Source organism: Nostoc sp. UIC 10890, assembly GCF_054786515.1.
Map to the genome: position 1 here is coordinate 3,434,920 of NZ_JBSGKF010000001.1, position 15,738 is coordinate 3,450,657.

13 protein-coding genes are annotated in these 15,738 nt (G+C 42.2%); 10 read left to right on the forward strand and 3 right to left on the reverse strand.

All coding sequences use genetic code 11. The features are described 5' to 3' along the window. Positions 1-51 precede the first annotated feature (51 nt). The 4 genes from psbX (at position 52) to ACWATR_RS13980 (ending at position 2,624) form a co-directional block, all read left to right on the forward strand. Complete coding sequence (gene psbX, locus ACWATR_RS13965) at positions 52-171, forward strand: photosystem II reaction center X protein (RefSeq protein WP_012412183.1); 120 nt, start codon at positions 52-54, stop codon at positions 169-171. A gap of 248 nt (positions 172-419) precedes the next feature. After that, the gene (locus ACWATR_RS13970; RefSeq protein WP_435025093.1) at positions 420-1,337 is read left to right on the forward strand and encodes a Ycf66 family protein; all 918 of its coding nucleotides are present in this window, start codon (positions 420-422) and stop codon (positions 1,335-1,337) included. A gap of 47 nt (positions 1,338-1,384) precedes the next feature. Further along, the gene (locus tag ACWATR_RS13975; protein ID WP_460333202.1) at positions 1,385-1,945 is read left to right on the forward strand and encodes a TolB family protein; all 561 of its coding nucleotides are present in this window, start codon (positions 1,385-1,387) and stop codon (positions 1,943-1,945) included. Between the two features lie 154 nt (positions 1,946-2,099). Continuing rightward, entirely contained in the window at positions 2,100-2,624 is a 525-nt protein-coding gene (locus tag ACWATR_RS13980) for a TolB family protein (protein WP_460333205.1), read from the forward strand. Positions 2,625-2,680: 56 nt separating this feature from the next. Here the strand turns inward: ACWATR_RS13980 and ACWATR_RS13985 are convergent, their stop codons facing one another. Then, on the reverse strand, positions 2,681-3,688 hold the full coding sequence (locus ACWATR_RS13985) for a succinate dehydrogenase/fumarate reductase iron-sulfur subunit (RefSeq protein WP_460340413.1): 1,008 nt from the start codon (positions 3,686-3,688) through the stop codon (positions 2,681-2,683). A gap of 1,469 nt (positions 3,689-5,157) precedes the next feature. On the opposite strand from ACWATR_RS13985, the gene ACWATR_RS13990 reads away from it, so the two are divergent. Together ACWATR_RS13990 and ACWATR_RS13995 are read left to right on the forward strand one after the other, a co-directional pair. Continuing rightward, on the forward strand, positions 5,158-5,595 hold the full coding sequence (locus tag ACWATR_RS13990; RefSeq protein WP_069074038.1) for an AbrB family transcriptional regulator: 438 nt from the start codon (positions 5,158-5,160) through the stop codon (positions 5,593-5,595). Between the two features lie 185 nt (positions 5,596-5,780). After that, positions 5,781-6,659, forward strand: a complete 879-nt coding sequence (locus ACWATR_RS13995) for a lysostaphin resistance A-like protein (RefSeq protein WP_460333208.1) — start codon at positions 5,781-5,783, stop codon at positions 6,657-6,659. A gap of 69 nt (positions 6,660-6,728) precedes the next feature. Here ACWATR_RS13995 and ACWATR_RS14000 read toward each other — a convergent pair whose 3' ends face one another. Next, entirely contained in the window at positions 6,729-7,691 is a 963-nt protein-coding gene (locus tag ACWATR_RS14000) for a M48 family metallopeptidase (RefSeq protein WP_460333211.1), read from the reverse strand. A 173-nt stretch (positions 7,692-7,864) separates the two neighbouring features. Between ACWATR_RS14000 and ACWATR_RS14005 the strand changes: the two genes are divergently transcribed. The 4 genes from ACWATR_RS14005 (at position 7,865) to ACWATR_RS14020 (ending at position 13,382) form a co-directional block, all read left to right on the forward strand. After that, complete coding sequence (locus ACWATR_RS14005; RefSeq protein ID WP_460333214.1) at positions 7,865-9,439, forward strand: helicase C-terminal domain-containing protein; 1,575 nt, start codon at positions 7,865-7,867, stop codon at positions 9,437-9,439. 752 nt (positions 9,440-10,191) lie between these two features. Beyond that, positions 10,192-11,766 carry a group II intron reverse transcriptase/maturase gene (locus ACWATR_RS14010; protein ID WP_460333217.1) on the forward strand — a complete coding sequence of 525 codons (1,575 nt, stop codon included), beginning with the start codon at positions 10,192-10,194 and terminating at the stop codon, positions 11,764-11,766. 53 nt (positions 11,767-11,819) lie between these two features. Next, positions 11,820-12,047 (forward strand): DUF2839 domain-containing protein, encoded by a 228-nt coding sequence (locus ACWATR_RS14015; protein ID WP_460333220.1) that lies wholly within the window; start codon positions 11,820-11,822, stop codon positions 12,045-12,047. 990 nt (positions 12,048-13,037) lie between these two features. Then, on the forward strand, positions 13,038-13,382 hold the full coding sequence (locus tag ACWATR_RS14020) for a DUF1815 family protein (protein ID WP_069074034.1): 345 nt from the start codon (positions 13,038-13,040) through the stop codon (positions 13,380-13,382). 235 nt (positions 13,383-13,617) lie between these two features. Here the strand turns inward: ACWATR_RS14020 and ACWATR_RS14025 are convergent, their stop codons facing one another. After that, on the reverse strand, positions 13,618-15,687 hold the full coding sequence (locus ACWATR_RS14025; RefSeq protein ID WP_460333223.1) for a CHAT domain-containing protein: 2,070 nt from the start codon (positions 15,685-15,687) through the stop codon (positions 13,618-13,620). Between the last annotated feature and the right edge of the window lie 51 nt (positions 15,688-15,738).

Sequence of the window (15,738 nt, forward strand, 5' to 3'; positions counted from 1 at the left end):
GTAATACACTATTAAAATTAGGATGAAGTGTGTAAAAAAAGGTTGAGAAGTATGACGCCTTCTTTAGCAAATTTTCTTTGGAGCCTGCTATGGGGTACTGCAATTGTTGTGATACCCGTTACAGTTGGTCTAATTTTCATTAGCCAAAAAGATAAAATTCAGCGTTCATAATGCTTATGAGAGTTAATTTAACTCTCACAATCGATTGTCTGTCAGCTATCTACATTTATTGCACCAAAAGCAGCATTTTCTGCGACTGGGCGCAATTGTAGATGATAGACATAGGTGTTTTTACTTTTCGGTGAATAGCTTCAGAGCTTCTTTGCCAGAAGCTTTGAAGCTTCAATATATCGTTCCTAATTAGAGTAGTGATTTTAATTGTGACTCGCTAACATAGATTTGATATCGGGAAAACAGCAATGATAAATTTTGGGCTGAACTCAGCCAGTTTTCTGGCTCAGGTAAATTTTGGAGCAAACTCAGCCAGTATTCTAGGAATTTTCCTGGCTGTGGCTGGGGCAGCACTGTATTTTCTCCGCACTGTGCGTCCAGAATTGTCACGGGATCAAGACATTTTTTTTGCCGCAGTCGGCTTGCTCTGCGGCTTCATTCTCGTCTTTCAAGGATGGCGGCTAGACCCGATTCTGCAATTTGGGCAACTGCTTTTAGTTGGCACAACTGTATTTTTTGCAGTTGAAAGTATTCGTCTGCGGAGTATAGCTACCCAGCAAGCAAAGCGCAACACTCCGATTGTGGATGATGAGCGAGAGGTAAGCAGAAACTATTCTTATAACGATCGCAGAAAGTATCAAGCTGAAATGGATGCAGACTTAGATCCATTGCCTTATGAAGACGAGGAAGAACGCCCCGTGCGTGCCCGGATTCGGGGTAGCAGGGATGAGATTTCAACTCGTGATGACTACTACCAAGAGCAACCCCCCCGTCGTTCAGAACGCCGTAACGGCAGCAGTAGTGAAAGACAGGCTCCAGCGGATAGAACACGGCGGCGTACTTCTGGGCGTCCTGTGAATCGCCCTTCTGAAAGCTCTGAAGAAGAAAATTGGGGTTCTTCGTCTAGGCAAGTTGATGATTGGGAAACTTCTGGTGGGGAAGTCAGAAAACCTTCTCGTCGCAGTAATAGCGGGCCCCAGCGTCCCGAAAGTCGTGAAGATGATGTTGCTCCTAGACCGAGAAGGCGTCGTCCAACCACTGACTCAACTCCTCGAAGACCGCGCGAAGATGATGATGCGATCCCAACTGATTATGTGCCATACAATCCGATTGAAAAGCCAAATGAAGGGCCAGATAATTCAAACGATTTTGATGACGATATTTAAAACAGTTGGTGTGGAAGTAGGTTTAGAGGCGACGGAAAACAATTGAGGTGGAAAAATTTACGCCTACATTTTGGCTCCAAAGACCAATTCATTGGAGCCTAGTTTTTGGTTTAATAAGTTTGCTTGTATCTTGTGGTTCTAACGATGTGCCCATAGGGCCTACTTCCCTCAACAGTCGCTACACCGAGGAGCAACCTGTTTTGAGCGGAAATGGGCGCTTTTTAGCGTTTGTATCGAATCGGAACGGTAATCAGCAGCTACTAATGTACGATTTGGAGAGGCAATTGTTTATTCGCACACCGGGGATTAACCGAGCGGAGACAATTGCCGAAAGTCCTAGCTTGAGCTACACCGGGCGTTATATTGCTTATCTGACTAGTGACCAAGGTAGAGCGGTGGTGGCGCTTTACGATCGCGCTACGCAACAGTCGCAAATCGTCACACCAACCTATCGCGGCTGGGTCAGAAAACCAAATATTAGCCCAGATGGACGTTATGTTGTCTTTGAAACCGCCATCCGTGGTCAGTGGGATATTGAAGTTCTAGATCGGGGACCAAATATTGAGTTAGATATTCCCAATGGTGCAACTATAGGTTCACCTCCGTAGGAGTTAGGAGTTAAAAGTCATTACAATTTTAGATTTTGGGTCGCACCTTTGGTGCGCTTCCAGCGCAACTTGGATTGAAAGAGAAATCTAAAATCTAAAATTGGCAGAGTTAGGAGTTGTGAGACTATTGACTAATGACTAATGACTAAATTATATGAAACGTGTTTTTTTTATACCTATATTTTTATGCTCCAGTTTAATGACTGGGTGTTTTGGCTACCCTCGTCTTTTGAGTTATCCCTTTGATCCGGGGGGTCGGAGTCTCAATAGTTTAGCGTCGGAATTAAACCCCCAGATTTCTGGGAGATACATTGTTTTTATTACTGACCGACGGGGTAGCCAAGATGTTTATATGTTTGATACGGTAACTCGTAATTTGGTTGATTTGCCAGGTTTAAACTCCCTTGATGCGATCGCAAATCATCCTAGTGTTTCACAAGATGGTCGTTATGTGGTGTTTGCGGCTAGTCGTCAGGGGCGATCAGCTATTTTTCTCTACGACCGGGAGACACGCCAATCACGAAATATGACTTCTAACCTACAAGCGGAAGTCCGCAACCCTACAATTAGCGCTGATGGTAGTAGGATTGCTTTTGAATCTAGTAACAACGGGCAGTGGGATGTTTTAGTATATGACCGTTTTGGACGGCCGTTGAATATACCTCAAGAACCGCGTTGAAGAATGGGGAATGGGGAGTAGGGAGTGGTGAAAGAAAATTCCCTATTCCCTACTCCCTATTCCCTATTCCCTAATTCTTGTTGCACAGATTCAATGAGCGATCGCACTTGTTGCGTCCCTTCAGAGGCTTCAAATGATAGGGGGAATTTACCTCGACATAACATCCGCAAACCGAGGGGTGCAAGACTGAGTAATCCTTTTAAATCGCGAAAATAATTACCGACCACTTGTAAACCAAATTGACGTTCATCAATCCAACCACCTTCTTTAACCAAATCTATCAATACTTTTCGGTGGCGAATGGAACGGCTGTCGCTGGCTTGTTTGTGAGTAAGAATTTCTTGTTTAATTTTGGTGATTTGTTCTAATGGTGCAACTTCCATTGGACAAACGGAATCACAATATAAACAACGGGTACAACCCCATACACCTTTAGTACCTTCGTTGTAGCTTTCTAAGCGATTTTCGGTATCGCTATCGCGTGAATCTTCTACCATCCGGTAAGCTTTGGCAAGGGCATGAGGCCCTACAAAGTCTGGATTGACTTCACGGGCGTTGCATTCAGAGTAACAAGCACCGCACATAATACAGTTACCAGTTTGATCGAGGCGCGATCGCTCTTGTGGTGTTTGCAAAAACTCTCTTTCTGGTACTTGTCGTGCTGCCGTACTCACATAAGGAGCAACTGCCTCTAGATTATTCCAAAAGCTGCTCATATCTACAACCAAATCTTTAATCACGGGCATATTACCGAGAGGAGCGATCGTGATTTCGCCAATAGCATTTACTTTACTTTCTGATGATGGTATTTGTTGTAATCTGGCAAGTTCACTGCCAACATTTTCCTTACAAGCTAAAGACGAACGCCCATTAATTCGCATCGCACAGCTACCACAAATGGTATTGCGGCAATTTTTGCGAAATGCTAAAGTTCCATCTTGCTCCCACTTAATATGATTGAGGCAATCCAAGATTGTATTACCTGGTTCTGCCTCCACAAGGTAGGTTTGCACAACAGGAGAGGAATTTTGTTGTTGTCGAATTACCTTAAAAATAACTTTCATTACCACTAACCAAAATTTTAAAATTGCTTCACCAGGCTCGAAAATCATCAGTCAAGGTAGGTAATTGCGAAAAGTGAGCTATACTTTTTTGCCTTAATTCAAACCCTGGTGTTAATATGCTGACGATTAAAGAGGGACTGATTCTAGTTTAAGGATAACCATTAAAATTTTAGTTGTAGCAGCCCTGTAGACAAGATTTTTGTCAAATTCTAAGATAAAACGCCAAAAATGTAATTGCAGCTTTCCATTTAATTTATCTATTTGGCAATGTAAAGGAAAGAGGGTTTGCGGGTAGAGGGACTTAGGCTCATCTCTGAACTAGCGATCATATCCAAATTAAATACATGTCAGGTTAGCAACACATCTTGATGTCAACTTGAGTCTAGCAGTCTCGGTTGGAAAATTCTGGCTTCGGTAACCCTTGACGGAATTTTTTGATTATATAGAAGTGTAAAAGCCTATGTTCAACATATAGTAGTGACAATCAAGCGCGAGGCATCTGTTAAGAGACTTATTATTCCCATAGACAGACGTGCAAAATCCTCTGATCGCTTTTGACCTTCGGATAATAATCAGAAGACAAATCCTCACCACTTTCAAAGAAAAGTTAGAGCACTGGAAAACCCGTACACGCGAGACTTTTTGCTTTTTGGCTGACTCTCAATCAAGAAAACCTTGGATTTAACTCATTGGTCAAAACTGCTCGTCTCAATTATATAAATTTTTATAAAAGCCAGATAGCAATACTCACGCTTGCAATAAAGGGTTAGTAAAATCTCCACTGCTTTTTTCAACTTTCAAGTCCAGGAATTTAAATAAAAATTTACCAGCAACTTTAATTCAAAATTAAACAACTATTTTGCTATTATTAGTCCATGCTAGTATTTAATATAAAATTACGAAGTGACAAAACCAGAATTAATAGCCGTATCAGCGCGGCTACTACTGCTTTGTTGATTCGTAATGTAGAGACAAGAAAATTCGCGTCTCTACTGGCAGGACAAAAGGGCTTATGCCCGTAGGACTCTATTGAAATACTATGCTGTCTAAAGCTTGAGAGGACGAGTGGAGAAAACTCTACTTGCTCATTGGCAATAAAGACAAGCACTGAAAGTGAAAAACCTGCAATTTCTTAGGTCTACGACTTATTTGCAGTAGAACCTGACCAATTTGTAAAGGTGGCTGAAAGTTACACCGCTACAGTAGCGCCAAAGGAGAAAATAGTTTTCTTTCTGATGGCGAATAATGGTTAAAAGTGCCGTAACATCACCAAAATAAATGTCTGTGGCAACTATAGCCTCTAGTTGGTTGTGGACAACCATAATAGAAGTGCTTTTGGCTCCTATCGGCAGGAATTCACCCTTTACACTAGGGTCTTAAGTAGCTTTATGCAAATGCTAAAAAGCTAAATGCTGGCATAAGACTACATCGTTTATCAGTTTGGAGAGAGTAAGGAAAATTTGAGCATAATGACTGAAACTGCAACCGCGCCATTAACCGGAAAAGCACTACTTGCGAAAGTAAAAGAACTTTCCACTTTACCACGCCGAGAAAGAGCTAAACAGTGCGGCTATTACACTGTTACTAAGAATAACCAGGTTCGTGTCAATCTCACCGATTTTTATGACGCTTTGCTATCTGCTAGAGGAATTCCTCTAAGTCCAGAAGCACCTAAAGATGGCCGTGGTCGTGAACCGACCTATCGGGTTAGTGTCCATCAAAATGGTCAGATTGTAATTGGTGCTACATATACCAAAGCAATGGGTTTAAAGCCTGGAGATGAGTTTGAAATTAGACTGGGATACAAACATATTCACTTAATTCAACTCGGTGAAACTGATAAAAAACTGACCTCACAAGATATAGACTCTGACGAATCAGACGAAGATTTGGAAGACGAAGAGTAAATTTGCTGATGGTAGGGATAAGTTTCAGATGATGATAACTTCTCCTTACCCTAATAGCAAACTGGTAGCTCTGTTGAGAGAATTTTGTCCCAGTTAAAAAATACGATTAGACTCCTTGCAGAAGTCACCAAGTTTAGTAGAGTCTTGATTAATCAGCAAGAAATCTATAATGCAAGGAGTCTATCGTGTTTTTTTTGTTTATTTTGATAACTTTCTTTGAACCTTCGGTCAACGCCTTACTGGCATTTATGGAAAATGCACCAGCACTAGTTATAGTGATGGCATTTTTTGTTTGCTGGATAGTTAGCTGGTTGCCAGTAGCAGCAGTATCAGCATTATTGCTTAATTGGCAACCTCCTAAACCTTTGCAGCCAGAGCAAAAGATGCCGTTATTGGTGTCACTTTACCTATTAGCTCCCCTGATTCTTTGGGGAGTTCTTTGGCTGACTAATAAATCTTTTTCAGATTACGGTTTTATTAGCAATCTTTCAACTCTTACTTCTTTAGCAATAGGTTTCAGTTTAGGAGTGGTGAGCCTGGCTATTGTATTTAGTGGGCAATTCTGGTTAGGTTGGTGTTCTTTTGAAAAGACGAATTTCAAGTTACTACTACCCATCTTGCTACCGATTTTCTTGATAGCGTTGTTAGTCGGTGGGATAGAAGAGTTAGTTTTTCGCGGTTTCCTGTTCACTGAATTAGCGCAGGATTACCCAATTTTGGTAGCAGCAGCAATTTCTAGCTTGATTTTTGCTTTGCTACATTTAGTTTGGGAGCAAAGCGAAACAGCACCGCAACTCCCTGGATTGTGGCTGATGGGAATGGTGTTGGTGTTGGCACGCTTTGCCTCTAGCGGTAATTTGGGTTTAGCTTGGGGATTGCACGCGGGATGGGTATGGGCGATCGCTACCCTAGATACAGCAGAATTAATTAATTACACTGGTATTGTCTCTGATTGGTTTACAGGTAAGAATAAAAAACCCCTAGCTGGTTTGGCGGGAATTATTTGTGTATTGGGAACTGGAGTAATTATCTGGTTATTTTCTAAGTATTTTAATTTCCTGTAAAAAGTTGCTACCCAGATCCCCGACTTCTCAAAGAAGTCGGGGATCTAAATCCACCTTTAGGACTAAAAACTACTGATTCCTTCGGATTCTGTCAATTTCTCGTTGTAATTCTTCAATTTGGCGGCGTAAAGTTTCTGTCTGATTTTCGGAAGATTCTGCTGGAACATTAACTGCTCCGGAAGCAGGCGATCGCTGATAATTTCCTCGGCGGATTTGCTGATATTCTTCGGATACTGCCCACGCCCGTAAATAATGCAAGCGTTCGACAGGGAAAGGATGGCTTAACATCGTACCTTGAGCGCCATTGTAGATCAAGAATTTATATATCTGATTCAGTCCATCTTCATCAAGTGCCTGATAATTTTCCGACTGCTTGATAAACTCCTGTAAACTACACTCATTGGCATATTTGTGACTACCGCCAGAGAGTTTCATCATCGTTAACATTACAGGATTCAAGTCATCCACAACTAGTAGTGCGGCACGATCTGACGATAACTCGGCTTTGCGCCGCCACTCAAAAAAAGCATAAATTAAGCCTTGTGTGACAATATTACCGAGGCCGAAGGTCAATTCACCCAAGGCGGAAGCAGCACTCATCGCCCACATCGCCATTTGAATTAAAATAGTATGACCACATTTAATATGCCCCAGTTCATGGGCTAACACCACCCGAATCTCGGCTTCATCTAGTAAGTCTAGTATCCCTGTATTTATTACTATGTAAGGATTTTCTTGCCCCAGTGCATAGCTATTTGGTTGGGGATCTTGCGAGACAAACAGTGTAGGTTCTGGGTAAATGTCCAAATCTCGGACGCATTCCCGAAACATTTGGTAAATAGTGGAATATTGACGCGGCCCGACTTGGATGGTGTTACCCATTAGATAGACTAATTGAGGGCGTTCGTAGATAAATTCCACAAATTTACGAGCAATTAAATCAAATCCCGGTAAATTTCGTAAAGCTTGCTCGGCTTGGCGATCTAGTGGATGCCTAAAGGCTTCGCTGGAAATTCCTGTGTAAGTTGGCATAATTCAGGGTATTGGTGATTGGTCATTGGTCATTAGTCATTAGTCATTGGTCATTAGTCATTAGTTTTGGATCAATGGCAAAGAACAAAGGACAAAGAACAAATGACAAATGACAAGATAATAGAAATGGGGCAATTGGAAGTAAAAATCACTTTGTATGGAATTAAAAGCGTGTGATTGAGGCAGAAGTTCATTTGTCACTACATAACTTTTTGCGATCGCAAGCGGGGTTCCCTTCCTGGCCCCATCATTTGACGATGGCACGGTTGGTAGCACGCGCCTTGCGCCTGGGACGTAGCGCCCTAATTCAAGTCGGGGCGGTTTGTGGCTATCAAGGGCGGTATCGTACTAGTTTCGTAGCATCAGCCCTAATGTGGCATGGCCCTGTAATTATTGTTGCTCAAGAAGCGGTGCAGCAACTTCTGCTGCGGGTGGAAATTCCCCGGCTACAGCAGTGGCTACCAGCTAATAAATCGATTAGAACAGGTGACACTTGGCCTGGTGCTGAGTTTCAAGGGCTACTGCTGACCTCCCCAGAAGCTTGGTTAACAGGACAATTTGCTGGTGGCGATCGCTTTCCTCAAGGCATTCCTACAATTATTGATGGGGTAGATGATCTCGAAGATTGGGTGCGTGATCAGCTTACCCAAGATATTCAACCAGATGATTGGGATCAACTGATGCTGGCTTGCCCAAACCAAGCTGAGGCAATTCGCGAAGCACGGATAGAACTGACACACGAACTTTTTCAGCATCCTGCAAATCCATATCAGTGCTATTTAATTTCCCAGCCAGAAATAGAAATTTTGAGTCGTCTGTATTTGGCTTTAGATCAAGCCAACCTGCCAGATAATTGGAAAAATTTCTGGCAGCAATTTCAAAGCCTTGCTGAAAATCTTTCCCCCCCTGCCTCCCCTGCTTCCCCTGCCTCCCCTGCCCTCTTCTGGGCAACTATTGCCCATCGACAAGGTTTATTTTCTTTGCATTACGCCCCAATGGAATTAGGGGAAATACTCTCGTCTATTTGGCAGCGACAACCAGTAGTTTTAATTGGCAGCGCGATCGAGCCGGAAACTGAGGCTCCTCTTTTCCGCCAGCGCCTGGGTTTGGATGATTTAACTTGTCTAAAGTTCTCTTCGGAGAGTCAAACGGAAGCAATTCAACTGTATGTACCCTATAAGTTGCCCCTACCCAACACACCAGAATTCCAAGCAGCATTTATTCACAAAGTCCGCACACTAGTTTGTCTAAGTGCTACAGCACCAGGATTGACAGTTGTTTTGGTTGGGGATGTACCACTAAAGGCTCAAGTGGCGACAATTCTGGCTTCAGAGTTTGGTTCACGGGTGCAAGTAGAAAAAACTTGTTTGGATGAGAATGGTATTTTAATTACTGGTTGGGAATTTTGGCGAGAACATCAACGAGTCTTGCCAGCACCCCATCTATTAATCATTGCTACTTTGCCCTTACCATCTTTGGAAAATCCCCTGGTAGCTGGTAGAGTAGCTCTTTATAAGCGATCGCATCAAGATTGGTTTCGTTTATATTTGTTGCCAGCTGCTTTGAATGAATTACAAAGAGCGATCGCTCCAGTCCGAGAAAGTCAAGGGATCGTAGCTTTGCTTGATAGTCGTGTAGTTAATCGTAGCTACGGCGCTCAAATTCTTGCTGCCTTAAGTCCTTTAGCACGCATTAACTATCTTGATCCCAGTCTGTTTTCCAATACAGATGAGGAAAATTCCGCCTAAAGTTCAGTCATCAATGCCCACTGCCCAATTTAAATTTTGTCAACCAAAGTGCGATCGTCTAAAAGCAAGCACTATTATCAGCTTATAGAAGGTGATGTAATTTATCGCCTCCCTATAGCCATGATTCCTGGCAAAATAAATTTAGAACCTAAATAGAATTTGAGTTGCTGATTATGGGTGAAGCAAAGCGTCGTGTGCGATTCGTTGTTTAGTGAATCACGGTAATCAGTCCGTACATAACTAAACCAGTCCGACAGCAGATTACTGTCACTAAAGACTGAACTCTCGGTCAGATGCAAGTGCAAGTCTTGCCATTCAGACTCAGAATTGACTCCTTATCTGCCCACACCGAACAAGCTCGGTTCTTGTAGAGTGAAGCTGGGAACAGGGCGCAATCAGACGACCGTTGCGGGTTGACACTGGCGCTAACAGGGAGTTCCTACGATGAAACAGAGCCTAGAAAAACGACTTATTTGCAGGCAGGGCGCAACGCAAAATCCCTGACCTCACTGGAGTTCAGTCCCGCCGAACACGCGTCGAGTAACGGCAAGAGTCCAGGGAATCCAGTAGTTGAATTGGCTACATCTAACGGAACAATCAATCTCTCCGAGGGAACGAAGAAAAACGAATTGTGGGTCTTGAGACGGTCGAATCTCAGGTAGTCCAGACGAGCGGAGGAATCCCCACAGTTCGGGTAGGACAGTCCGTAATTGGACTGAGGTGTTCAGAGAATACAAACTAGAGAAGAGAAAATGATTAGACACAGTTGCAAAACTAGTGAATCTTGGAGAGCTTTACCGTGGAAGAAATTCCGCCGAAATCTTTTCCGCCTTCAAAAGCGCGTATTTAAAGCTATTCAAGTTGGAGACAAGCGGAAAGTTCGGTCACTCCAAAAGCTTATTCTAAAATCTACCTCGGCTCGATTTCTTGCAATTAGACTTGTATCTCAGCTAAATGCTGGTAAAAAGACGGCTGGTATTGATGGGAAAAAATCGCTCTCATTTGAAGAACGCTTCAACCTTGAAGAATTACTGAAAATGAATAGTGGAAATTGGAAGCATCAAGGACTACGGGAAATCCCCATCCCTAAGAAGGACGGGACTACCAGAATGCTTAAGATACCCACCATCGCGGATAGAGCTTGGCAATGCCTTGCAAAATATGCACTTGAACCAGCACACGAAGCCACGTTCCACGCCAGGAGTTATGGGTTCAGAACTGGGCGCTCCGCCCATGATGCACAAAAGTACATCTTCCTAAACCTTAACTCCAAAGCTAACGGAATAAATAAGCGAGTAATTGAACTCGATATTGAAAAGTGCTTCGATAGAATCAATCACTCAGCAATAATGGACGAACTCATTGCCCCTAAAGGCTTAAAACTCGGAATATTCCGATGTCTTAAGGCAGGAGTCAACCCAGAATTCCCCGAACAGGGAACACCTCAAGGGGGAGTGGTCAGCCCACTATTAGCAAACATCGCGCTCAACGGGATTGAGAGTATACACAGGTACCATGAGAATCAAGGACAGAGAATCACTGGTAGAACCTCAGTCAGTGATATCACCGAGCCATCAGTCCGATACGCGGATGACATGGTTGTTATACTTCGACCCGAAGATGATGCGACAGAGATACTTGAAAGAATCAGTGAGTTTCTCCGCAAACGCGGAATGAATGTAAGCCAAAAGAAAACCAAAGTTACCGCCGCGACAGATGGGTTTGATTTCCTCGGCTGGCACTTTAAAATCCAGAAAAACGGAAAGTTCAGAAGTATCCCTTCAGTGGACAACTTCAAAGCGCTCCGTAAGAAAGTAAAACACATCGTCAACAACTCGAATTATGGTGCTACCACAAAGGCTGATAAATTAGCCTCGGTAGTTAGAGGTTGGAGAAATTACCATAAGTTCTGCAAAATGGACGGCTCCAGGAATTCCCTTTACCACATCGAAACAAGAGCCTACAAGGTATTTAACAAGGAAACCAAACAAAACCGCTACTCTAGCAAGAAATTACTAGACAAGGCATTTCCATCAGTTCCTTACTCCGAAAATAAACACGTCATGCTCAAAGGAACAAAATCCCCCTATGACGGAGATACAACCTACTGGAGCGAACGTAATAGCAAGCTCTACAACGGTGAAACCTCTAAAGCTCTTAAGAAGCAAAACCATAAATGTGCATCCTGCGGCTTAAAGTTCATCGATGAGGAACGGGTTCACCTGCATCACATCGACGGAAATCACGCCAACTGGAAGAAAAACAATCTTGAAGCAATTCACGAGAGTTGCCACGATTACAAGCACATGAGCAAAAGCGCAAGCTAAGAACATCGGGAGCCGTGTGCAGTGAAAGCTGCACGCACGGATCTAACTGAGAGGTGCGGGAGATAATACTCCCCATCGACTCAACCAAAAGCACACAGGGAGAAACATACGGTCAAGATACTCGCATCTTGTCTTGGGTTCCGATCACGAAAACTCAAGGCGAACAATTTGTCACTTGGACTACTCGTGGTGCCTGGATAGGCATTGGTCTTATGGTTGTAGGATGGGCAACTATCCGTTTTATTGGCCCAGCTTTTGGTTGGTGGCAAGTAGTCTACTAATACTCTCACCCCTTAAAGGGGCTACTCTCACCCCTTAAAGGGGTGGGATTTTTCAAATAATTTGCAATTGAATTAGTTGAAGATTTATACCCAAACAGGTAAAAACCGCTAATTTGACAATTTGGTATGGTTCTTTGCCAAGAATTATGAATTAGTTAATCTAGTGTTTAATATTAAAAAATTATTCAAATTGAATAAAAAATCAAAATATATTATATATTCATTCAAATTTGGCAAAACTAAATTAAGATAAGAATCTTTACAAACTCTCATACTTTGGTTAGTACAACTTTTTGAGGATAATCCCAAAATAGTTATAAATATTGCCTAAATGGCAACATAACTCTGCTGAGTTTAGGTATTGTCAGTGTTGAGTTGATCCATCCTGGAGTCTACACTCACACTTGTCTATAAAATACGCAAAAAATGTAGCGATAAGTACGCTTTTTTAGTTTTAAGTACTTAATTTCAAATTTACATTGTCATTTGCTCAACTTTATACGTACAGGAGGAACGAATTTGGTATACCTAATCATTTGTCCATACCAAAATTTACGTTAGGAAGAGAATAGATTAAACATCTAAATAAGACTAACTATAACGATGCAAAACTACGTCATAGCATCTACTAACGGTAAATTGGGCTGCACATAGCCAATAAAGACGAAATATGTAGCTTTTCTGTAGTTGACTAGTGCTAGATTTAAGTTACTCTTAAAGCGGATCGTTTCTTGCAAGAATCTACCCTGACAGAAGTGTATAAAGATATGGTTAAATTTAGCAATTCTGTCCGAGATTTTGTATTTGCAAACTGAATAGTTTGATACGGCCCTCAAAACCCCGATACACTACCCTAAACAAGGTAGTCAATTAACGACTCAATATCATCTGTCTAGTAATTGTATTGAATAGTTTACAATACCAGTGGATGAGAAAATCTAAAGAAAATATAAAAGAAACTCAAACGACTGTGGTGTCTGGAGGACAAAAGTGTTTCTGAGACTAGCACATCAACATCGACAATTCGTCCAAGACTTGGTAATGAACCTCCAAGCCTTGGCGGTTGTTTTAGAGCGGCGCGGGTATCCTGCGTCTTGCTACACCTGTGGCGACCAAATGAATAGTGCATCGTTTATGGTTAGCTTGGGTGATAACCATCTAATTCGGTTTTTAGTGTCCGATTATGGGATTACTTGGACAGAAATGCGGGATGACCGCGAATTAATGAAGCTAGAAGGTGCAGAAGCAATTAGCCAATTAGATGAACTGGCTAATCTTGTCAAGCAATCTATGCAAACTGATACAGGCTCTAAAACTCTTGCTAAGAAGTATTAAGGTTCTAAGGCTTGATGACAAATTCAAAATTGATTATTAGTAACTGGTAATCGGTATGGTGGCTTAATTAGCGATCGCTCTTACTATTCCTCATTACCATTAGGTGATTGGCTCATGGTTGGCCCATCGGATATTTTTGTATCTGCCATAGCCTCACGAGCCGGATTTTTAGCCTTGAGCTGGAAGTGTTAAAAGAGAAAGTCATCCTTTGGCACAGGTGAGGAACTATAAACATCTAAAGTCCATTGCCAATCAAAATAAAGGGTGCCCAATAGTATGGATGACTAAAGTTACTAACCGCTGCTACGGGTGCATTGTGACTTATTGCCTTCCAGTCTCCAGTAATTAATGAGACTTGAGCTTGTCGTAAAGCTTCAGTTTTACTAAATTTATTAGTCGAGAGGACACCATAAAAAGCACTCATAAGTGCTTGCGTACCACCATCATCCACAGACCACAAAGAGGCGATCGCGGCTCTAGCGCCGGTTTGTTGCATCTGATAGCCAAAGCCCAAAATTTCCTCACCATTACCTAACTTCCCTCCCAAGCCAGTTTCACAGGCGCTTAACACTACCAAATCTACATTCGGGAGTGACCAAGTAGCGACATTTCTAAAATTTACGCGATCGCCATTGCCGAATAAAATAAACGAATCTTCTGGTTTACCCACCACAAAGGCTGCATGAGTCGCTAAATGGACAATTGTGTAATCATCCATTTGGGGTACAGCGACTCTGGGGCTAAAGGCATCGTCTAAAAGCTTCGTAGTTTCAGGAACCGCAGCTGCTAGACTTTCCACCTCCCGCGTTGCAAAGGGTAAGCCAGCAAAAGCAACCTGTCGATTCCCAACTTTGATCTGATAATTACCTTTAGTAAAAGCACCTGCTAAAACCCGTAACGTAGATTGTTGTGGAGTATTTAAGTTAGTCAGACTAGCGGATGTAATATGATTCACATTGAAGCGCTGCACTAGCCATTGTTTGCCATCATATAAAGCAGTTAAAGGAATGTAGCGTAACTGATCATCTGGAGCGTAAATCAGAGTTTGCGTACCTGATAGCTTTAGGTCTTTTTCTATCGGTTTAATTAGCCAATCATACAATTGGCGTGCAGGTGCTTTGATATTTCGACTGGGATTAATTAAAGCTTGGCGGAAAGCACCAATTGTTTGATGGAGGTTTTCGCGTTTTATAGCAACGGTACGATGAATTGGTGGAGATTCAGGAGTTACCAATACCAATTCCAAACTATCTTTTAAAATCAGTGGGTAGAGTAGTGCCGATTTTTGAGGTAATCGCGCCAAATTATCCCGAAGTTCGTTGAGATTCTCCAAATCCAAATTTTGCCGCCTAGCTGTAAGGCTAATTTGCTCTACCTGTTCTTTCACTGAAGGACTATTAATAAATTCGTTAAATCCATTTAAAAGTTGCTGTTGATTTAAGACTAATTGCTCGATACGTTGTTTCTGTTCGAGCGATCGCTCTTTGGGGGGAATTTTCCGTAGTGTTGTCAGTTCCTTACCCAGCACAACAGCATTATCCACGGTTTGATCTAATTTTTGTTTAATGGGTTTTTCTGTTGCCGCTATATTAATAGCTTTGGCAGTACGTTGATTACCTGGCACATTCTGAAGATATTCTTCTAGTTCTTCGACTTTGAGTAAATCCATTGTCCTTTGCGCTTCAGCAACACGTTCCTGTTTAAGTAATCTTTCACCTAAAATGCGATATGTCTGGCTCACAGTTATGCTGTAAGCATCTGGTTGTGGCGCACTCAGTGCTGATGGATTCAAGCGAGCTTTCTCACGATTAATCAAGCAATGCTTGTAGAAAAAAATTGCTAACTCCGGTTTGTTTTGAATATCGAATAAGTAACCGATGTTACTGTAGGTTTTGCCAAGTCGAACCAGATCCCCAAGTTCTTTGTTAATTAATATGGCTTGCTGATAAGATTGAAGTGCCTCTGGATACTTTGTTTGACCTTGGTAGATTCTGCCGATGTTGTTGAATGTTACCGCTTCCCAAGAGCGCTCTCCAAGTTCTCTGCTGATAGCTAATGCTTTTTGTAATCTCTGCAATGCTTCTTGCGATTGACCTTGACGAGATTCTTTGATAGCTTCTTCATTGAGCCTTGCAATTTCTGATATCTGATTACCCGTGGGTAAAGCTTGAGCTTTTTCTCCAGATTCGTACCTCAAGCTTGCATTTTTGCTTACCTGGTTATTGTCTGGATATACCATCCCAAAACCTAGTAAACTAAGTAGAGTCAAAGTAACAACACTCACATACTGGAGATTAGGCTGCATAACAAAACACTCCCTGTACTCGGAAGGTAAATGTTAAATCAATAAGTGCAG

Excerpts from the sequence above, each read along its gene's own strand:
- psbX (WP_012412183.1), top strand. The coding sequence starts at position 52 with ATGACGCCTTCTTTAGCAAATTTTCTTTGGAGCCTGCTATGGGGTACT.
- ACWATR_RS13970 (WP_435025093.1), top strand. The coding sequence starts at position 420 with ATGATAAATTTTGGGCTGAACTCAGCCAGTTTTCTGGCTCAGGTAAAT.
- ACWATR_RS13980 (WP_460333205.1), top strand. The coding sequence starts at position 2,100 with ATGAAACGTGTTTTTTTTATACCTATATTTTTATGCTCCAGTTTAATG.
- ACWATR_RS13985 (WP_460340413.1), bottom strand. The coding sequence starts at position 3,688 with ATGAAAGTTATTTTTAAGGTAATTCGACAACAACAAAATTCCTCTCCT.
- ACWATR_RS13990 (WP_069074038.1), top strand. The coding sequence starts at position 5,158 with ATGACTGAAACTGCAACCGCGCCATTAACCGGAAAAGCACTACTTGCG.
- ACWATR_RS14000 (WP_460333211.1), bottom strand. The coding sequence starts at position 7,691 with ATGCCAACTTACACAGGAATTTCCAGCGAAGCCTTTAGGCATCCACTA.
- ACWATR_RS14010 (WP_460333217.1), top strand. The coding sequence starts at position 10,192 with ATGATTAGACACAGTTGCAAAACTAGTGAATCTTGGAGAGCTTTACCG.
- ACWATR_RS14025 (WP_460333223.1), bottom strand. The coding sequence starts at position 15,687 with ATGCAGCCTAATCTCCAGTATGTGAGTGTTGTTACTTTGACTCTACTT.